General features: G+C 51.0%; 16 protein-coding genes and 1 pseudogene. 2 read left to right on the top strand and 15 right to left on the bottom strand.

Features of this window, described 5'->3' with window-relative positions:
* Positions 1–335: 335 nt before the first annotated feature.
* The 7 genes and pseudogenes from EII14_RS08000 to EII14_RS09345 all read right to left on the bottom strand — a co-directional run bounded on the left by EII14_RS08000 (position 336) and on the right by EII14_RS09345 (position 8407).
* Positions 336–2885: a transglycosylase domain-containing protein gene (locus EII14_RS08000; RefSeq protein WP_124932021.1), complete on the bottom strand. Its 2550-nt coding sequence runs from the start codon at positions 2883–2885 to the stop codon at positions 336–338.
* Between the two features lie 136 nt (positions 2886–3021).
* The gene (miaA, locus tag EII14_RS07995) at positions 3022–3921 is read right to left on the bottom strand and encodes a tRNA (adenosine(37)-N6)-dimethylallyltransferase MiaA (protein ID WP_124932020.1); all 900 of its coding nucleotides are present in this window, start codon (positions 3919–3921) and stop codon (positions 3022–3024) included.
* A 150-nt stretch (positions 3922–4071) separates the two neighbouring features.
* On the bottom strand, positions 4072–4608 hold the full coding sequence (locus tag EII14_RS07990) for a hypothetical protein (RefSeq protein WP_124932019.1): 537 nt from the start codon (positions 4606–4608) through the stop codon (positions 4072–4074).
* Positions 4609–4617: 9 nt separating this feature from the next.
* On the bottom strand, positions 4618–5388 hold the full coding sequence (gene lpxA, locus EII14_RS07985) for an acyl-ACP--UDP-N-acetylglucosamine O-acyltransferase (protein WP_124932018.1): 771 nt from the start codon (positions 5386–5388) through the stop codon (positions 4618–4620).
* 133 nt (positions 5389–5521) lie between these two features.
* Positions 5522–6412 (bottom strand): annotated as a pseudogene (locus EII14_RS07980) (UDP-3-O-acyl-N-acetylglucosamine deacetylase); the annotation flags it as partial.
* A 55-nt stretch (positions 6413–6467) separates the two neighbouring features.
* Entirely contained in the window at positions 6468–7523 is a 1056-nt protein-coding gene (lpxD, locus tag EII14_RS07975) for a UDP-3-O-(3-hydroxymyristoyl)glucosamine N-acyltransferase (protein ID WP_124932016.1), read from the bottom strand.
* 461 nt (positions 7524–7984) lie between these two features.
* Positions 7985–8407 carry a hypothetical protein gene (locus EII14_RS09345; RefSeq protein WP_124932015.1) on the bottom strand — a complete coding sequence of 141 codons (423 nt, stop codon included), beginning with the start codon at positions 8405–8407 and terminating at the stop codon, positions 7985–7987.
* A 178-nt stretch (positions 8408–8585) separates the two neighbouring features.
* Here EII14_RS09345 and EII14_RS07965 point away from each other — a divergent pair, with 178 nt between their 5' ends.
* Positions 8586–11171, top strand: coding sequence for an endonuclease MutS2 (locus EII14_RS07965; protein ID WP_124932014.1), 2586 nt, complete (start codon positions 8586–8588; stop codon positions 11169–11171).
* A gap of 169 nt (positions 11172–11340) precedes the next feature.
* On the opposite strand, the gene EII14_RS07960 is transcribed toward EII14_RS07965, so the two are convergent.
* Entirely contained in the window at positions 11341–12282 is a 942-nt protein-coding gene (locus tag EII14_RS07960; protein ID WP_124932013.1) for a phosphoribosylaminoimidazolesuccinocarboxamide synthase, read from the bottom strand.
* 11 nt (positions 12283–12293) lie between these two features.
* A complete protein-coding gene (locus EII14_RS07955; protein WP_124932012.1) occupies positions 12294–13283 on the bottom strand; it encodes a PhoH family protein in 990 nt (329 codons plus the stop codon).
* A gap of 115 nt (positions 13284–13398) precedes the next feature.
* Between EII14_RS07955 and EII14_RS07950 the strand changes: the two genes are divergently transcribed.
* Entirely contained in the window at positions 13399–14223 is an 825-nt protein-coding gene (locus EII14_RS07950; protein ID WP_124932011.1) for a DUF5715 family protein, read from the top strand.
* 696 nt (positions 14224–14919) lie between these two features.
* On the opposite strand, the gene folE is transcribed toward EII14_RS07950, so the two are convergent.
* The 6 genes from folE to proS all read right to left on the bottom strand — a co-directional run bounded on the left by folE (position 14920) and on the right by proS (position 20297).
* Complete coding sequence (gene folE, locus EII14_RS07945; RefSeq protein ID WP_124932022.1) at positions 14920–15486, bottom strand: GTP cyclohydrolase I FolE; 567 nt, start codon at positions 15484–15486, stop codon at positions 14920–14922.
* Positions 15487–15559: 73 nt separating this feature from the next.
* A complete protein-coding gene (locus tag EII14_RS07940) occupies positions 15560–16069 on the bottom strand; it encodes an SPOR domain-containing protein (RefSeq protein ID WP_124932010.1) in 510 nt (169 codons plus the stop codon).
* 81 nt (positions 16070–16150) lie between these two features.
* Positions 16151–16909 carry a triose-phosphate isomerase gene (gene tpiA / locus EII14_RS09675; protein WP_124932009.1) on the bottom strand — a complete coding sequence of 253 codons (759 nt, stop codon included), beginning with the start codon at positions 16907–16909 and terminating at the stop codon, positions 16151–16153.
* A complete protein-coding gene (locus EII14_RS09670; RefSeq protein WP_158608357.1) occupies positions 16906–18186 on the bottom strand; it encodes a BT_3928 family protein in 1281 nt (426 codons plus the stop codon). Before EII14_RS09670 ends, tpiA begins: the two co-directional genes overlap by 4 nt.
* Positions 18173–18754: a DUF1599 domain-containing protein gene (locus tag EII14_RS07925; protein WP_124932007.1), complete on the bottom strand. Its 582-nt coding sequence runs from the start codon at positions 18752–18754 to the stop codon at positions 18173–18175. The genes EII14_RS09670 and EII14_RS07925 overlap by 14 nt, the downstream gene beginning before the upstream one ends.
* Positions 18755–18815: 61 nt before the next feature.
* Positions 18816–20297 (bottom strand): proline--tRNA ligase, encoded by a 1482-nt coding sequence (gene proS, locus EII14_RS07920; RefSeq protein WP_124932006.1) that lies wholly within the window; start codon positions 20295–20297, stop codon positions 18816–18818.
* Between the last annotated feature and the right edge of the window lie 321 nt (positions 20298–20618).

Here is a 20618-nt window from a genome sequence, read left to right as displayed (position 1 = left end):
ATCGTAAGCTTCATTGTTCTTAGTCTGTTTTCGAATTTCACCACAAAGATAAGAACTTTGGAGCTTACACACTTTTATAGGACAGTATCCTTTGGGTTCGGATTTCCTACTCGTTAGTTAGGAGTTTCTACCTCTTAGGTAGAGTTTTCTACTCGTTAGTTAGAATTTTCTACTCGTTAGTTAGAATTTTCTACTCGTTAGTTAGAATTTTCTACTCGTTAGTTAGAATTTCCTGCTTCTTAGGCAGAGTATTTCATAATGGTACTTCATAAAAGCACCCCAAAAGTATGACAAGACTTTTGGGGTGCAGTGCATATTTGTATACAGCCTCGTGTTTAATCGAAAAGGTTGTCTTTCTCACGCATCGGTTTGGGTTTTTCTTCTTTTGCCGGGCGCACTTTTTCTTTCACGGAAGGTGTGGGCGATGAGGGGGCAGGCTCGGCCGGTGCAGGTGTCGGAGCGTCCAAATTTTCGATGTCGGGCGGCGGTAGCTCGCGGCCGATTTCATCGGGGTAGTCAGGATTGAACGCCAAACTGTCTATGTCAAGGCTGTCGGGCTCTTCGATTTCTATGCGTCCTTCGAGATCTGCCGGATTGATTCCTTCGGGCATGGTGAATTTTGCCAGATATTTCGGGCGCAGACGGTCGTCGGAAAGCACTTTCTTCATGAACAAACCGAAGATGGGGAGTGCCGTTTTGGAGCCTTGTCCGAGTGCTCCCGTTCGGAAGTGGATTTGTCGGTATTCACCCCCGACCCACGCTCCTCCGACGAGTTTCGGCGTGACGCCCACAAACCAAGCATCGGCGTGGGAATTGGTGGTGCCGGTCTTGCCGCCGACGTCGATCGACTTGTTCCAATACCACTGTCCCAAATAGGAAGCACTTCCCAGACTTTGCGAAGTGCCGCCGCCATCGCTCACGCCGGCTTTGAGGAGGGTTTGCAGATAGAAGGCTTCTTTTTCGTTCATGACGGTGTGCACTTCGCGGTTGGCTTCATAGATGACCTTTCCGTCTGCATTCACAATGCGCGTTATCATTCTCGGAGCGACATATTCTCCCCGATTGGCCACGGAAGCATAGGCGGCCACGAGTTCTTTGAGCGTCACGTCGCTCGGCCCCAAGGGTAGGGAGGGAGCGTTTTCCAATCGGGTGGTGATGCCCATGCTTTGGGCGGTTTTGATGACGTTGTCAATGCCGACTTCCTGCCCCAGCTTCACGGCGATCGTGTTGATGCTCTGCGCAAATGCCGCACGCAGGGGGAGGTGGGCACCGGAGAAGTTGCCGTTGGCGTTGTGAGGTCGCCAAATGGCAGGTTTGCCGTCTTTGTCGATGACGTCCATTTGGATGTATTCATCTTTCAGACGAGCGTCAGACGGCAGCCAACCTTGTTTGATAGCCGTGGCATAGACAAAGAGTTTGAACGTGGAACCGGGTTGGTGGGTGGAGCTGATTTTGTCGTGTTGCCACGTGTTGAAATCCAAGTCGCCCACATAGGCACGCACAAAGCCCGTTTCGGGTTCCATTGCCATGAAGCCGGCATGGAGAAAACGAAGCATGTAGCGCAGAGAGTCTACCGACGACATTTCACGTTCGATCGTTCCGTCGTAGCTGAACAGCTTGACGCGGTGTGGCGTGTTGAGCATTTCCCGTATGCGCTGTGGGTCGTCGGGATAGCGCGCGGCGAGCATTTTGTAGGCATTGGTCTGACGCAGTTTCTCTTCCAAAAATTGGGGAATGGGATTGTTTTTGGCGTCTGCCCAAGGATCTTTCCGTCCCCAATGGCTTTCGAAATTGCGTTGCACTTTGCGCATTTGTTCCAACATCGCCTCTTCGGCATAGTGTTGCATGCGACTGTCGAGGGAGGTGTAGATTTTCAAGCCGTCGCGATAGGGATCGAGGTCGGGCATGATGCGTTTCAACTCTTCGGCCACTGCCTGACGGAAATAAAGAGCGGTGCCGTCGTAAGCACTTTCGACCTTGAATTTCAATTCAATGGGAGTGGCTTTGAGGTGTTCGCACTCTTCGGAGGTGAGTTTGCCGTGTGTGCGCATGTTGTCAAGCACTACGTTGCGACGGCGCAAAGAGTTTTTCGGATTGAGTTTGGGGTTATAGGCCGAAGTGGCTTTGAGTAATCCCACCAATACTGCGGCTTCTTCGGGTTTGAGCTGTCTGGGAGTGGTGTCGAAATAGGTTTGGGCTGCCGTTTTGATGCCGAATGCATTGGAGCCGAAATCCACCGTGTTGGCATACATGGTAAGGATTTCTTTTTTGGTGCAAAACATTTCCAGTTCGGTGGCGATGATCATTTCTTTGCTTTTCATCACCAATATCTTCACTCCGGGAATGTGTCCGAGCAGACCGGACGAATATTCGGTGCGAACTCTGAACATGTTTTTCACCAATTGCTGCGTGATGGTCGAAGCTCCTCTTGCCTTACCGGTGAAAGCGTCTTTGAAGGCTGCAAAAATCCCCACAACGTCCACCCCTCGGTGGCTGTAAAAGCGTTCGTCCTCGGTGCTGATCAAGGCATCGATGAAAGCCGGGGCAATGGAATCGTAAGGTATAGGGGAGCGGTTCTCGTTGAAATATTTACCCAAAAGGCGTCCGTCGTCGCTGTAAAGTTCGGAGGCGGCAGGATTTTGAGGATGAATGATGCTGTCTAACGATGGTGATTTGCCAAACAGCCAAAATAGATTGACTTGAACGGCAAAGGCGTAGAAAAAAAGGAAGAGTATAAAAGATAGCGTACCGATACCGAGTTTTTTCCACCATGGTACACCGCGATACAAACTCTTGTACCACGTTCCAAAGCTTCGGAACGGTTGAAGCGTCCATAAAAAGAGACGAATCAGACGTCCGAAAAAACTGTTTTGTTGTAGATCCATACGTGAAGTCAATGTGCTAAATCTTAGGCAAATGTACGATAAAGCCGAGAAAGAGCCAAATTTATTTCTTTTTTTCTACGTTGCCGATCGGTAGCTGTCCTGTGCGGAAAAAACGCTTCAAGCATCGGTGAAACACTCAGAGAGATTGTTGCACGAAACGGAGCAGGGCGTCTTCTTCTTCGGGGTGAAACCATCGAATGTCTTGATCTTTTGCAAACCATGTCATCTGTTTCTTGGCATAGACCCGTGTGTTTTTTCTGATGCGGTCGAGTGCCATGTCGAGTGCCCATTCTCCGTCGAAGTATCGAAATATCTCTTTGTATCCCACGGTGTTGAGCGAGTTGCAGGATCTGAACGGCATCACGCGGCGGGCTTCGTCGAGAAAACCGACTTCGACCATGAGCGTTGTGCGATGATTGATGCGTGCAAAGAGTTCTTCGCGAGGGCGTTGCAATCCGATTTTTACCACACGGAACGGTCGTTTTTTGCGCTGTCCCGTTCTGAAAACCGTGAGTGGCTTTCCCGTTTGTCGAATGACTTCGAGGGCGTGTACCACGCGTTTGTGGTTGCACGGATCGACAATGGCGTGATATTCGGGATCTCGGCGTTGCAGTTCTGCCAAGAGCGGTTCCAAACCGTTTTTTTCAAAATCGGCTGCCACTTCGTGGCGAATATCGGAGGAAATAGTGGGAATGTCGTCGATGCCGTTGCACACGGCGTCGACATACATCATGCTGCCGCCGGTCAGGAGCAAAGCGTCGTGTTGTTCAAAAAGGTGTTTCGTCAAGGCAAGTACGTCTTGCTCATATTGCGCTGCACTATAATAATCTTCCAATCCGAGCGTGCCCACAAAATAGTGTTTAACGCGAGCTCTGTCTTCGGGAGTGGGTGCGGCGGTGCCGATGGGCAGATCGCGAAACATCTGTCGGGAGTCGGCACTGAGGATGGGCGATTGCAACATTTCGGCCACACGCAGACTGAGGGCGGTTTTTCCGACAGCCGTGGATCCGACAAGCACAAAGAGAGTGGGGAGCATGAGAGGAGAGGATGGAAAAAAGAGAAAAAACAATTCGACAAACAGACACCCTCCTCTTTAACGATCTTGCGATGCCGAGAGGAGGGTGTGGAAGAAGGTGCATGAGGCTTCCGCCCTTGCGAAGTGTGGGCGCAACTGCCCGATGCCGTGTCAATATTCTTGTTCTGAAATTTCAAAACCTTCAAGGTCTATCTCGTCGGAGTTGAAAGATTCGATGCCGAAGTCTTCCGAAAAATCGGCACTGCCTCCGCCTCCGGCCAAAGCGGCATCGCTCAAATCCATATCTCCGATTTGTCGTGGAGCTTCGCCCACCGATTTCACCACTTCGGCCGCACCGCAACCGGTGCGTTCGTCGCGTACGGAGAGGGAGAACACACGATCGTTGAAAGGGTCGAACACGTATTCCAAATGGGTGACGCCGTTGTCGAGGAAGTCGGTGAGTGCCGTGTCGGCCATGGTGAAGATGTCTTGATCTTGTGCGGAGTCGCGCACGTCTTCGCGCGTGATTTGTTCGCCGCGTTCCCATTCCTCGTTGCAGACGTAGAAAGAAGTCATTTGGTCGTCGGGATAGCCGCAGGCTTCGAGGAGGCAGTTGCTGAGTTCGAGAAAAGTGGCGTCTTCGTCAATCAAGATGTCGCGGCGAAAGTCTTCGCTTTCTTCGCTGATGACGCGGATGAGATATTGCATGAGAGTAATTTATTTTCCTATGAAACCGCGTTTTGAATTGATCAAAAAGTCGAGAAGATAGTCCACCTCTTTGCAAGGGTGAACGGTTTCGCGGATTTCCGTGATACGTTCGTTGAAGAGTTTCGAGTTTTGGTAGAGAATCAGATAGGCGGAGTGCAACGCGTTGATGACCTCTATGGGGAAATTGCGGCGTTTCAACCCTACGAGGTTCAAGCCACAGTAGGCCACGGGCTCGCGGGCTGCGATGCAGAAGGGGGGGACGTCTTGTCCTGTTCGGGTGCCGCCACTGACCATGACATAGGAACCGATGTGGCAAAACTGATGCACAAGGACGTTTGCGCTGAGTATGGCGAAATCGTCGATGACGACTTCACCGGCGATTTTGGTTGAGTTGCCGATGATGCAGCCGTTGCCGATGATGCTGTCGTGTCCGACGTGCATGCCCTCCATTAAAAGGTTGTTGCTGCCGACCACGGTTTTGCCTTTGGCGGCGGTTCCCCGATTGATGGTGACGTTTTCGCGGATGGTGTTGTTGTCGCCGATTTCGGCAGTGGTCACTTCTCCTCTGAATTTGAGGTCTTGGGGAATGGCCCCGACTACGGATCCGGGAAAGAGGGTGTTGCCTTTTCCCAATCGTGTGCCGCTCAGCAACGTCACCGAGTTCATCAGGTGGTTGTTGTCGCCGATTTCGACGTTGGCGTCAATAAAGCAGAAAGGACCGATTTCACAATTTTCGCCGATTTTGGCATCGGGATGAATGTAAGCGAGCGGAGAAATCATAGGGCATTGTTGTTTGAAAGATGAGCGGAGAAAGGGAAAGCCTCTGCCGGGTTAAAGCTCGGTCGGTTGTCTTGTCGGGAGTTCCGATGCGGGGAGTTGCCGTCTTTTCGGGCGTTTAGGAGCAGTGTTTGGCGCGCAGGAGGCGGGCAAACTTGTTGTTGGCCTTGTGGCCGGGGCGCACGGCAATGATGTGCCCCTTGATCGGGCGGCCGACGAGTGCCAAATCGCCCAAGATGTCGAGGAGCTTGTGGCGTGCCGGTTCGTTTTCCCAAGTGAGAGGCTTTTGTTGAAGATAACCCAAATGGTCTGCATCCCGGTGTTCGACGCCGAGAGTGTCCGCCAAGGCGTCGAGGCGTTGTTGCGACATGCGGCGTTCGTAGATGACGAGCGCGTTGGTCAGGTCGCCGCCCTTGATGAGTCCCATTTGTAAAAGAGGTTCGATTTCGCGAACGAAAACAAACGTTCGCGCCGAAGCGATTTCGTCGGCAAAGTCATTGACATCTGTCATGGCTGCTCGTTGAGTCTGCACAAACTGGCTGTCGTGAAACTCGATGGTGGAGTCGATACTGAGATGATCGGACGGTTCGATGCGCAGGCATGATCCGGATATTTCGTCGTAGTATTCGAGAGGTTCGCTGATGGTGAGATAACGTCGCGGAGCATCTTGACGGACAATGCCCACGCGTAGGATGTTGTCCACGTAGAAGCGTGCGCTTCCGTCGAGAATGGGAAATTCGGGGCCGTCGACTTGGATCAGACAGTTGTCGATGCCCAATGCCATGAGTGAGGCAAGGCCGTGTTCGATGGTTGAAACGCGGAGGTCGGCATTTCCGATGACCGTGCCGCGAGAGGTGTCGATGACATTTTCGGCCAAGGCCTCGATGACGGGGCTTCCTTCCAAGTCTACTCGTTGCACTTTCAGACCGTGGTCAGCGGGAGCGGGGCAGAAGGTGATGGTGAGATTCAGCCCGGTGTGCAGCCCCTTGCCGGATAGGGAGAATTTATCTTGAAGTGTTTGTTGCATTACTGATGTTCTAAAAAAAAGAAGCGCGCGACGCTACCTCGTGTTGCCGGTGTCACTATTCGCGGTTCTTTGTATTCTCGATTTGTAGTTTCAATTGTTCGACTTCTCGGCGTAAGGCCATCATTTCTTCTCGCATGTCGGGAAGTTTTTTGAAAATGGCACTCGATTTTGCAAAATTTCGGGCGTCGATGGCCGGTGTTCCCATTAAGGGGCGTCCGTCTGTCCGTCCGGTGTGCAGGCCGGCTTGTGCTCCGGCCTGTGTGCGATCGGGCAGGCTGATGTGTCCCGATATGCCGACTTGTCCGCCAAACATACACCATTGTCCCACTTTCGTGCTGCCGGCAACACCGACTTGTGCGGACATCACCGTGTGTGATCCAACTTCGACATTGTGAGCGATTTGCACCAAGTTGTCCAGCTTCACGCCTTTGCGGATGTAGGTGCTGCCCATTGTTGAGCGGTCGATGCAGCTGTTGGCACCGATTTCCACATCGTCTTCGATCGTGACTATGCCGATTTGTGGAATTTTCTCATAGCCTGTTGCCGCCGGAGCGAAACCGAAGCCGTCGGCACCGATCACGCAGCCGCTGTGGAGAATGACCCGATTGCCGATTTTGCAATCGTGATAAACGCTGACATTGGGATAGAAAATGCAGTTTTCGCCTACCGATACTCTCTCTTCGATCACCGTATGGGGATAAATTTGAGTGCCGGAGCCAATGGTCGCTCCGTCGCCGATATAGGCAAAAGCACCGACATAAACGTCTTCGCCCAGTCGGGCACTTTCGGCCACGCAGGCAAGCGGATGGATGCCGCTGCGTTTTTGGGTCATCGACTCGTAGACGGAGAGCAGGCGTGCGATCGACTCGTAGGCGTTGGCCACGCGCACCAAAGTGGTGTTTACCTCTCGTTCGAGGGTGAAATCGCGATTGACCAGAACTACGGAAGAGCGGGTTTCATAAAGATAATGAGCATATTTGGGGTTGGCCAAAAAAGAAATGGCCCCCGGTTGTCCTTCTTCAATCTTTGCAAAAGTCTTGACCACGGCATCCGGATTTCCCTCCACCGTTCCTTCAAGGATATTTGCAATTTGTTGGGCAGTAAATTCCATTATGATGTATTTTATAGTGCAAAAATAACATTTCTAACCTAATCTGCGAAATTTAGACGGAAATTCTTTGCCTATATTTTTGCAAATCGCCTGTTTTTTCGCAGACTTGTGTTGCTTTCGGAAAAATAAGCGAAGCCTATGGAATTTTCAATGATGAACGGCTCGCACGGACGCGAAGAGAATAGGGAGGGATGTTGCGGGTAGTTTATTTTCCTTGCTTTATATTTTCCTTTTTTTTGAAGCGAGGGGCGATGAAGCATTTATTGTCGATTTTTCGGATTCGATGAATGGAGAAAAGATAAAAACGGCTTCCTCGTTGTCGGAGAGGATGCGGATTTTCTTGAAAGTGATGAAGTGGAAATTACCATGGAGTTAGAAAAAACTGCATGGGAGGAAAACATTTCTGCATGGGAGGCGGTGACGGGCGGAAGTGTCGAATGTTGTTCGGATATGCGTTTTTCTCATGCGCGCGCGTTACTTATGTTTTTTGTTTTTGCTTTCACTGCCTTCGCAAAATGGGGCAATGTGTTGTGTTTCAGCGCGTTTTTGGTGAAGGGAAGTGAAGGCAAAACGAAAGTGGGATTTGCAATAGGTTGTGTGTCAGTTGTTTGTCGCCATTTTTTTCCTTCACCGGTTCCTGTTCGCGTGTTTTTGTGGCGAAGCAGTGAAGGGAGGTGAAAGCAAAACCTTCGTTTTGCTTTCACCGTTATGGTTTGAATTTCAGTTGTTTGCAATTTGATCGGAACTTTTGCCTTCACTTTGCCTTCGCAGCTTCCTTGCTGATTTTCAGTGTCTTGTTTGGTTTTGCGAAGGCAAAACGGCAAAAACAAAAAAACAGGTGTAAAAGAAGGGAAAAGAGAGGACGAAGATGAAGCAGAAAGCATTTTTGCCGCCGTGAAAACAAGTTGCAGAGAAAATGTGAGCCTCAGGCGGAGGCTGCGACGAGCGATGTGTTGTGTGGGCGATGTGTCGTGTGGACGATAGTGGAAAGAGTGTCGGTGGGAGAAGCCGATTTTTCGTTTTTTAGTCGTATCTTTGCAGTCGAAAAAGAAAAAAATATTCATGATATATCCCGACCATTTTGAACGTAAAATCGGATTTTCGGAAGTGCGCACGTTGCTCAAAGGGCGATGTATGTCTACTCTCGGCACAGAGTGGGTGGACAACCATGTCCGCTTTTCATCGTGCTACGAAGAGGTGAAAGAGGCTTTGGAGCAGGCACGCGAATTTGGCCTTTTCATGGCCGAAGAGGAAGATGTCTACGAAGAAAACTTCTATGATGTTCGCCAGTCGCTGATGCGCATTCGCCCCGAACGCACCTATTTGGAAGAACTCGATCTGTTCGATCTGAAACGATCCTTGCAAACGGTGGTGAGCTTGGTGAGCTTTCTGCGTAAAGACGAGGAGGTGCCCGACGCTCCCGATGAAGAAAATGCGGATGAAAGGGCGGCCGCCGAGAGCGGCAAAAACGCAAAATATCCGGCCTTGTTTCGCATGACGGAAGGCATCGGGTGTTTTCCTCAAATCATTCGCCGCATCGACACCGTGCTCAATAAGTATGGCAAGGTGAAAGACACGGCCACTCCCGAACTGCTGAGCATTCGCCACAACATGGAGGTGACGGCACGGAGCATCAGCCACTCGCTGCGCTCCATTATCAACGAAGCACAGGCCGAGGGCTACATCGAACGCGACGTTTCGCCCACGTTGCGCGACGGACGGCTCGTGATTCCCGTGGCGCCGGCTTTGAAACGAAAAATCAAAGGCATCATTCACGACGAGAGCGCAACGGGAAAAACCGTCTTTATCGAACCGGCCGCCGTGGTCGATGCTAACAATCGTGTCAGAGAACTGAAAGCGGCCGAAAAACGCGAAATCATTCGCATTCTGCAAATTCTTTCGTCGGAAATTCGTCCGCACATCAACGACATCTTGCATTCGATGCACTTCTTGGCACACATCGACTACTTGCGCGCATTGGCCGTGTTTTCCGAGAATTTCGGTTCGATCGTGCCCCGATTGCGCCGCGAACCGAGATTGGACTGGGTGCAGGCGCGGCATCCGTTGTTGCAACAAAGCCTCGAACGACACGACAAGAAAATGGTGCCGCTCGACATCACGCTGCGCGATCGGGCACGCATCCTGCTCATCTCCGGCCCCAATGCCGGAGGAAAGTCCGTTTGCCTGAAAACGGCAGGATTGCTGCAATATATGTTGCAATGCGGGATGCCTGTGCCGGTCAGAGAAAATTCGACGGCCGGGATTTTTGAAGATATTTTCATCGACATCGGCGACGAACAGAGTTTGGAAAACGACCTTTCCACCTATTCCTCCCACCTGCTCAACATGAAGGCCATGATGAAGCATTGCACGTCGAAAAGTTTGCTGCTGATCGACGAGTTCGGCAGCGGAACGGAACCGCAAATCGGCGGCGCAATGGCAGAGGCCATTTTGCAACAATTCGTGGAGCGCAATGCCTGCGGCATCATCACCACCCACTATCAGAACCTCAAACACTTTGCCGAAACGACTTCTGCGGTAGTGAATGGCGCCATGCTCTATGATCGCTCGAAGATGCAACCTCTTTTTGTTTTGCAGATCGGCAATCCGGGAAGCTCCTTTGCCGTGGAAATCGCCCGCAAAATCGGTATTCCGGAAAGTGTCATCGCTTATGCCTCCGATCTTGTGGGAAAGGACTATGTCATGAGCGATAAGTATTTGCAAGACATCGTTCGCGACAAGATGTATTGGGAAAACAAACGAAGAAATATCCACGATCGCGAAAAGAAACTCGAACAGACCATCGCCAAATATGAAGAAGAACTGTCGACGATTTCAAAAGAAAAACGAGAGGTGCTGACCGAAGCGCGCCAAGAGGCCGAACGATTGTTGCAGGAGTCGAATGCGATGATTGAAAACACGATACGCGCGATCAAAGAAAGTCAGGCCGAGCGCGAACGTACACAGCTCGCACGACGAGAACTGCAAGATTTCCGGCAGAATGTGACAGAAACCGATGCTGCCGCGAAAGCCGATGCCATTTCCAAAAAAATGGAACAGATCCGCCGCCGACAGGAACGCCGGAAAGATCGAAAAAATCAACCTTCTGCTTCGGAAACGGTTGCTTTCGACGGAAAGGCCTCCGCTTCGGACACGCCGCCCATGGCGACGGGAAAGGCTGTGACGGTCGGAGGATATGTGCGCATCAAGGGCCAGAGCGTTGTGGGCTGTGTGGAGAGTATTCAAGGAAAAACGGCGCGTGTCTTGTTTGGCGTGATGCTGACCACCGTTCCGCTCAAACGGCTCGAAGCCACCGAAAAGCCCGAAGAAAAACCGACGGTTTCGAAAGTGTCCACTTTCATCAGTAAGGAAACGCGCGATGCGATGTATGAGAAAAAACTGCGTTTCCGTCCGGAAATAGACCTGCGCGGCATGCACGGCGAAGAAGCCGTCACGGCGGTACACTATTTCATCGACGATGCCATTTTGCTCGAACAGCGCAGAGTGCGCATCCTCCACGGAACGGGGACGGGGGCACTTCGCACGATGATCCGCCGCTATCTCGACACGGTGGCCGGCGTTTCGTCTTATCGGGATGAGCATGTACAGTTTGGAGGAGCCGGCATCACGATTGTGGAATTGGGTTGAAAGCTTCTCAAAGAACGTATCCGCTAAAAGAGTGTTATAGAGCCTCTTCCAAAAAGATCTCCGCCCCGAAGTTCGACGGCTTCGGGGCGGAGATGTTGTGTATGGTGACGTGCAGTGTGTCGTATGGCATCTTGCAGTGTCGTATGGTGACGTTATGAGGCGCAGTGGTCTATTTCGTCAGATATTCGGTCACGTTTCTCTCAATGCGGGCATGTAGATTTTCATCGGCCTCGCGATTGAAAGGTTCGCCGGTGATATGCTCATAGAGTTCGATGTAACGTTCCGATATGCCGGCGACGATTTCGGGAGTCATTTCGGGTATGCTTTGTCCCTCTTTCCCTTGGAAGCCGTTGTTCATCAGCCATTCGCGCACAAATTCTTTGGAAAGTTGCTTCTGAGGTTGGCCTGCGGCAAAACGCTCTTCGTAGCCTTCGGCATAGAAGTATCGGCTCGAATCGGGAGTGTGGATCTCGTCCATGAGGTAGATCGTGCCGTTGTGCTTGCCAAATTCATACTTGGTGTCCACGAGGATCAGCCCACGCTCGGCGGCGATTTCCGTTCCTCTTTGGAAGAGGGCGAGGGTGTATTTTTCGAGCACCTCGTATTCTTCGGGAGTGGCAAGACCTTGTGCAAGGATCTCCGCTTTCGAGATGTCTTCGTCGTGCTCTCCGATAGCGGCTTTTGTTGTGGGGGTCACGATCGGGGTGGGGAATTTCTCGTTTTCGCGCATGCCGTCGGGGAGCTTCACACCGCATATTTCTCGAACGCCGTTTTTATAGGCACGCCATGCACTGCCGCAGAGATAGCCGCGCACAATCATCTCGACGGCAAAGCCTTCGCACATCACGCCTACCGTCACCATGGGGTCGGGAGTGGCGAGCTTCCAGTTGGGGCAAATGTCGGTCGTGGCATCCAAAAACTTTGCGGCGATCTGATTGAGCATTTGACCTTTGAAAGGAATGCCTTCGGGCAAAACCACATCGAAAGCCGAAATGCGATCGGTGGCCACCATGACGAGGCGGTCGCCGAGGTTGTAGACATCGCGCACCTTGCCGTGGTACACGCTCTGTTGGCCGGGAAAGTTGAAATCGGTTTGGGTAAGAGCACTCATAGTGTGTGAATTTATTGAGGGTGGATATTGGGCATGTGCTGTTCTTCCATGGTTGAGGTCTTGCGGCGTTTTTGCTCTGTTTCATAAGCTTCGACAATGCGCGTGACGAGTTTGTGGCGCACGATGTCTTTGCGTGTCATTTCCACAAATGCGATGCCTTCCACCCTATGCAAGATGTTTTCGGCGTCGATGAGGCCGCTTTTTTGCGAGGGGGGAAGATCGATTTGCGTGCGGTCGCCGGTGATGATCATCTTTGTGTTCCACCCCATTCGTGTGAGAAACATTTTGATTTGGGCGGGAGTGGTGTTTTGGGCTTCGTCGAGAATGACGACGGCATCGTTGAGCGTACGGCCGCGCATGAAAGCCAAAGGGGCGATTTGGATGACGTTTTGCTCCATGTATTCCTGCAATTTGGCTGCCGGAATCATCTCTTGAAGAGCGTCGTAGAGGGGTTGAAGATAGGGGTCGATCTTGTCTTTCATATCACCGGGCAGGAAACCCAACTTTTCGCCGGCTTCCACGGCAGGCCGGCTGAGTATGATTTTCTTGATTTCCTTGTTTTTCAACGCACGAACGGCAAGGGCAATGGCCATGTAGGTCTTACCGCTTCCGGCAGGGCCGATCGCAAAAATCATGTCGTTCTTTCGATAGGCTTCGACAAGGCGGCGTTGATTTTCGGTGCGGGGAGAAATCGCGCGGCCGCTCGTGGAGAAGACAATGGCGTCGCCATCGGCAGTGGAGTTGGGCAAACTGCGTTTGAGTATGTCGATCACATTTTCTTCCGAGAGCGCGTTGTATTTCGCACAATGTTGTTGCAAATGCTCGAAACTTTCCTCGAAATCGGCCATGTCTTCGTCTGCCCCCATTACTTTCAGCACATTTCCGCGTCCGATGATGCGGAGCTTGGGAGAGAGGGCGCGCAATAAGCGCAGATTGGCATTGCCGATGCCGAAAAACGTGGCGGGATCGGCTTCTTCGAGGATGAAATGTTTTTCTATCATTCGGTGGAAAATAGTAACGTCGTGTATTGACTGCAAAATTACGTTTTAAGCACCGAAAAGACAAGAATTTTGCTATTTTATTCTTATTTTTGCAGGAGAATAGGACACATCTATCATGCGCAGTTTTAACGGCACAAAAAACAACAAAAAACACTTTCTTCTTTTCTTTTGGAGCACGGCGTTGTTGCTTTTCGGCGTGAAACTCCTTTTCCCTTCGATTGCCGGCGGAAATCCCGTCGGCTTGTGTGATGACCCCGTCACGGTTGCAGCACCCATTGATCCCATTGTGGCGGCGGCTCGACGGGTGGATTCTTTGTTCCGAAACCCGCGCCGTCCGCTCCGCCTTTTGGATGAACGAGGGTTGCCGGTGCGGAATCGTGTCACTTCTGTTGCTTCGTTTGAAGAGGCTTTTCCCGATCTCAATGATGTGCAATTGGCCACGGCTTATCGCATCGGCGTGAAGAAATGCGCGGATCGCGAGGAAGCCGCTCACCGCATCAAGGAATTGGTGTATGTGGGCGACAGCCCTTACTATAAGGTCAAACCGCTCAGCCACAGCATTCCTTATCTCGTGCCGAGAGCAGCGACCCTGCTTGACGAAATCGGACGTTCTTTTCTCGATAGTCTTGCCTCGAAAGGCATACCGTTTCATAAACTCATCGTCACGTCCGTATTGCGCACCGAAAACGACATTGCCCGATTGCGTAAACGAAATGCCAATGCTTCCGAACAGAGTTGTCATCGCTACGGAACGACTTTTGATATTTCTTACAACCACTACATTCGCGTGCAAGATCCGGAACTTCCTCCGCAGGTGGAAACATGGGCGGTGACGCTCAAAAGTGTGTTGGCCGAAGTTTTGCGAGATCAGCGAAAACTCGGCACTTGTTATGTGAAATATGAAAGAAAACAGGCTTGCTTTCATATCACAGCGCGATAAGAACGTGGTTTTTAGGGGTGTGATATGGGCTTATCCGATGATTATTTCTTGAAATCTCGAAAAACATACACTACGCTTTTCATGTCGTTGAATTTCAGAGAAATGAAAGTGTAGGCAGGCGACTTGCCTGTATACACGGAAAACGGTTAAGTCGATGATAGACAGATGAAAATGAATGTAGACGTTTTTATCGAAAAACTACACGGCCTACACGGTTGGAATTTCGGGCATCCGAACGCTTTCCCGATAGGGTGTGTAGGTTGTAGCGACGAATGTAGTTTCTTTTTGCGTTGTCTACATTCGCAACGGTTTATATATCTGCGATTTAAGGAAGAAAGTGTAGACAATGTAGACAAAAAGAAGAAAAATTCCCGGTAAGGGGGCTGAAAGTTGCCTTTTACGAAGAATGACTTCACTTCGGCTTGTTCGGATATATCCTAATGCGCCGGAGCGCATCTTACCTAAGGAGTAGATTGAACGGAGTAACGAGTAGAAAAATCTATCACTGACCTAAATCTCACAACTTCCTATCGGATTCTCTTTCCGGTGATTCGATTTTCTATAATTGTCGGAAAGTGCTTTCTTATGTATAGGTGTTTTGCCGTCAAGCGTAGAATACTGCTCTTGCCGTTATGTCTTGTCGGGTGATACGGTAGGTGTTGTCGGATAATATTTCGCAAAAGGTGAAGAAGCGGATCAACGATGGATGAGTTGAAGAAATTCCTCGCGAGTTTTGGCTTGTTCGAATGCACCGCAAAAAGAAGAAGTGGTGGTCAGGGAATGTTGTTTTTCCACACCGCGCATTTGCATGCACATGTGTTCGGCTTCCACGACGACCATAACGCCGAGAGGATCGAGTGCCTCTTGAATGGCTTCCATGACTTGAAGCGTGAGCCGCTCTTGTACTTGAAGGCGATGAGAAAAAATATCGACAACACGGGGTATCTTGGAAAGACCGCAAATGTGACCGTTGGGGATGTAGGCTACATGGGCTTTGCCATAGAAGGGCAACAGGTGGTGCTCACACAGACTGAACAACTCAATGTCTTTGACGATGACCATTTGCTTGTAGTTTTCCACGAATTTGGCACTGTTGAGCACTTCTACGGGATTCATGGCATAACCGCGAAGGAGAGTAAGCATGGCTTTGGCTACGCGTTCTGGAGTTTTGCGCAGACCTTCGCGACGAGGGTCTTCACCCAAGAGCTTGATGATCTCGGTGTAGTGGAGCTGCAATTGTTCCAAGCGTTCTTGTTCTGTCATGAGGAGGGCGGAAGATTGAGGAAGAGAGGAGAAAATACGGAGCATATCGATCCCGAAAAACGGCAGTTCGATGTTATGGGGTGCGTAAGACAGTGACCGAAACGATACGGGCTTCGGGAGAAATGCGCTCTTTCTTGATTTTTTGTAAGTAGTGGTGGGCTTCTTCGCGCGAAATAAAATCGCCGACACGGCAGATCCAACGCGGAGATTGGAAATAAATGTAGGCGGAAAGTTCGGGGAATACTTTTTGTACTTTCTCTTTCATGCGCAAGGCCGCTTGTTTCGAGGCGCGATTGTTGCTTCCGGTGTAGACTTGGATGCGATAACCGGAAGTTCTGTGGCGCAGGCGGGAGGCCGGTCTGCCCGTAGCGGGAGCATGCGCCGGGCGATGTTCGTAAACATCGTCGGAGGAATAGGGTAGGGTGTCGTGGAGCGGACGAGGCGTGTTGCGCTTCGGAAGAGGGAGGTTTTCTTTGACGTTAACACTGTCGGCTGCCACGCTATTTCCGAAGTTTGAAGCGAGGTGGGCAAATCCGAGCGTGTTCCAAAGAAACAATACCGAAATGAGCATGAGATGGCGCATGGCGGTGAAAGGATGAAAAGAAAAGGACGGAAGTCTCACGACAGAGTCTCCCGTCCTCGTGAATTTAGGATTGACAAATGGTTATTTCCAAGCGTCGATGATGAGTTTGAAATCAGCAGCTTTGAGAGAAGCACCACCGATGAGGCCGCCGTCAATGTCGGCTTTGGCAAAGAGTTCGGGGGCATTCTTTCCGTTGCAAGAGCCGCCATAGAGAATAGAGGTGTTGTCGGCTGCGGCCGCACCATACTTTTCGGCTACGCAAGAGCGGATGAAAGCGTGGATGTCTTGGGCTTGTTCGGCAGTGGCGGTTTTACCCGTTCCGATTGCCCAAATGGGTTCGTAGGCGATGACGATGTTGCTCCATTGCTCGGCGGTGAGGTGGAACACGCTGCCTTCGAGTTCGGCTTTGCAGACGGATTCTTGTTCGTTGGCTTCGCGTTGAGCGAGGCTTTCGCCGATGCAGAAAATGACTTTCAAACCGTTGGCGAGTGCGAGATCAACTTTTTCTTTGAGGATTTCGGGCGTTTCGTTGTAGTATTCGCGACGCTCGCTGTGGCCGAGAATTACGTATTCGGCACCGGTGGATTTTACCATTTCTGCGGAAACTTCTCCCGTATAAGCTCCGGAGGCGTGGTTGGCGCAGTTTTCGGCGGCAAGTCCGATGACACTGTGGTCGATGATTTCGCTCACTTTGGCGAGGTGAATAAAAGGTGTGCCGATGACCACGTCGCAGTTGGGCTTTTCGGCGGTGAGCATGTCGTTGAGTTCGGTGGCGAGGGTGATGCCTTCTTGCAGGTTCTTGTTCATTTTCCAATTACCTGCTACGATGTGCTTTCTCATTGTGGAACGTTTTTAAGAGATTTATAATGGTGATAAATTTTGTAATAGCGACTTCCTATCCAAATGCGGTCGATGGACAAAAGGAGAAGGAAGGGGACGATGAACCAAAGGAAAAGGATGCCGAATGACCGGTTGCGCGAGGCACGCTGAACGTGTTCTACGGCATCACTCAGCGACGACAATTCGCCGTCGTCGGGCATGTTGTTGCGACTCCATTTGGCAATGATCCGTCCATTTTTCAGCAAAAGCAGGCCGGGGTTGGAGCGCACCATGGCTTTGAGCATTTCGGCCGATCCCCAAATAAAAGGATAGGCGGCACCGGTTCGGTCTTTCCACTGCGAAATGTCTTGTTCGCTTCCTGTCGTTGCGCAATAGAAACGGTGGTTTTTGTCGATGGCGTGGTCGAAAACATCGTTGAGGGCGTCGGAGCATCCGGGGTCGGCGGTCGGCAGGTGGGGGATTGTGGCAATGAAAACAAAGCCCGTGTCGGCGAGGATGCTGTCGGAAATGTCTTCGCCTTGTCGGTCGAGCAGAGAGAAGTCGGCTATACTCGGTGCGGTGACGACGGTGGTTGTGGCATCCACATATTTCCAAGTGCTGTCGGGAAGATTTGTTTCGGTAAACACTTGCCGTTTGCCATTCTTCTCATAGGTGAATGTCATGGCATATTCTCCCGACATGGCTTTCGGTATATCCGTTCCCAAAGCATAGCCGGTGAAGTCGATCAGTGGCAGATAGTGCAGAGAGTAGAGCGTAATTCCCAACAGATAGACCAGAGAGTAGGCCGAGAGCAACCATTGATTTCGTTGGGAGATGATGCGTAGTGAGCGTCGGCTTTGGGTCAGCAGAAAAATCGTGAGCGCGAGCAACACGATGTTTTTGGCCAATGTCTCGCCGTTGGTCAGTGTGATGGCTGCGCCGAAACAGCCGCAATCGGGCACGGGGTTGAAAATATAGATGTAGATCGTGACGATCGTCATGAACAACATGAACACAAAAGCCCCATAGGTGGCGATGCGGCGGCGCATGCCCAAAAGGAGATAGACGCCGAGCGTAAATTCCACCAAGGTCAGAGCAATGACGGCCACATCGAGATAGAGGGAGCCGGCCATGACATTCAGACCGGCCTCCGCACAATAGGCTTCAAACTTATGCTCCATGCCCAATGGGTCGAGTGCTTTGACAAAGCCGGAAAAGAGAAACACGGCGGCCAAAATCCACTGGGCAAACAGCGTGGTAAGACGTAGCAGTATTTGTATGGCTTTATGTTTCGTCACTGTGAAGGGTGGTTTCTTGTCCTTTTTCGACAACGAGTTTGATCAAAGCAAAGACGGAATAGTTCAGCATGTCCATGTAGTTGGCCGCGATGCCTTCGCTCACCAATGTTTCCCCTTCGAGGTCTTCGATTTGTTTGGTGCGGAAGACTTTCATCAAAATCAGGTCGGCATACGACGATACTCGCATGGCACGCCATGCTTCGTCGTAGTCGTGATTTTTGCGAAGCATCAATTCGAGAGCTTCGGTTGCATACTTGTCGTAGTGAATGATCACGCCGGGATCGTTGAGGTCGCTCTCGTCTGTGCCGTCGGAGGCTCCCAGTTCGAGTTGGATCAGCCCCATGATGGCATAGTTCACGATGCCGATAAATTCGGGTATGATACCTTCTCCCACCAAAGAAACGCCTTTTGTTTGGAGGGAGCGTATGCGGTTGGCCTTGATGTAAATTTGATCGGTGAGCGACTCCGGCCGCAAAATGCGCCATGCCGTGCCATAGTCGTGCATCTTCATGAAGAAGAGTTCGCGACACAGGCTCATCGCTTTTTCAAATTCTTGTTGTGTGGTCATGTCGAAGATGAAGGCGTCGCCATGCGAAAACGAGTTCTCGCATAGCGACGCGTAGGTTCTGTTAATAGCTGCGAGCAATGATTACACGAGCCACGGCCGGCTTTCCGCTGACCATGTCGGTTCTAAGGTTTTCTTGCGAAACGCCATAGGGTATGCAGCGTATGGTGGCTTGTGTGTCGGCCTTGATTTGTGCTTCGGTTTCAGCGGTGCCGTCCCAGTCGCAGATGAAGAAGCCGCCTTCTTTGACGCGTTGCTTGAAGTCTTCGTAGTTCGAGCACGTGTAGGTGCATTCTTCTCTGTGTTTCAGTGCCTTGTTGTAGATGTTCTCTTGGATTTCTTCGAGGAGTGAGGGGATGCGCTCTTCGATGCCGTCAAATGACAAGGTTTCCTTTTCGAGGGTGTCACGGCGCATGAGTTCGATGGTGCCGTTTTCCAAGTCTCGTCCTCCCATCACCAAACGAATGGGCACGCCTTTCAGTTCGTAGTCGGCAAATTTGAATCCCGGTCGTTTGTTGTCGGCATTGTCATATTTCACACGGATGCCTTTGGCTGAGAGCTTTTTGGCCAATCCTCCAAGCACTTCGTCGAATTTATCGACCTCGTCGCCTTTGAAAATAGGTATGATCACCACTTGGACGGGAGCCACATGAGGCGGAAGAACAAGTCCGTTGTCGTCGGAGTGGGTCATGATGAGCGCGCCCATGAGGCGTGTCGAAACGCCCCAAGAAGAAGCCCAAGCATATTCTTCCTTGTTTTCTTTATTGACAAACTTCACGTCGAAGGCTTTGCCGAAGTTTTGTCCCAAGAAGTGCGACGTGCCGCTCTGCAAGGCTTTTCCGTCTTGCATCATGGCTTCGATGGTGTAGGTGTCGAGTGCTCCGGCAAAGCGTTCGGTTTCGCTTTTCACGCCGCGCACCATGGGAATGGCCAAAATGTCTTTTGCAAAATCGGCATAGACTTCCAGCATTTGTTTGGCACGGTCTTCTGCTTCTTGGCGAGTGGCATGAGCCGTATGGCCTTCTTGCCAAAGAAATTCGGAGGTGCGGAGGAACAGACGCGTACGCATCTCCCAGCGCATCACGTTGCACCACTGATTGCAGAGAATCGGCAGGTCGCGCCATGAATGTATCCAGCCCCGGAAAGTGTTCCAAATGGTGGTTTCGGAGGTGGGGCGAATGATCAGCTCTTCTTCCAATTTTGCCGCTGGATCGACCACCACGCCGTCTCCGTCGGGATTGGCTTTGAGGCGGTAGTGCGTCACGACGGCGCATTCCTTTGCGAAACCTTCCACATGGTCGGCTTCTTTGGAAAGATAGCTCTTGGGGATGAGCATGGGGAAATATGCGTTTTGCACGCCGGTAGCTTTGAAGCGTGCATCAAGATTTTGTTGAATGCATTCCCAAATGGCGTATCCATAGGGTTTGATCACCATGCAGCCGCGCACATCTGCCTGTTCGGCCAAGTCTGCCTTTACTACGAGTTCGTTGTACCAGCGAGAATAGTCTACGCTGCGCTTGGTGAGATCTTTAAGTTCTTTTGCCATTATCTGTTTTTCTTCTTTTTTTGCTTATATCCTGCAAATAGGAAACGTGCAGTCGCGCAGAAGGCGACAATTTGCGGACAAAATTACAAAAACTTATTGGAATACTTTGGTCTTATGAGTAAAAACCACGTTTGAGAGAAGGAAGATGATCTTCTTTTGAGCATCGTCGTTTCGATTTTATCGGTGTCTGCTACGTGTCTGTCAAATCCTTCGCGCCATGCCGCTCAAAATCGGCATCTCTTTGAAGCCGTTGCTTCTCTTTGATTGTTCTGACGTTTGGCTTCGCCCTCCATCTCCGTGACATCTTCGGTGAAACCGCCT

The organism is Alloprevotella sp. OH1205_COT-284 (assembly GCF_003859795.1).
In the GTDB taxonomy this organism is placed as follows: domain Bacteria; phylum Bacteroidota; class Bacteroidia; order Bacteroidales; family Bacteroidaceae; genus Alloprevotella.
The sequence above is the reverse complement of the archived record's forward strand: the minus strand, read 5'-3'. Positions and strand labels throughout refer to the sequence as shown.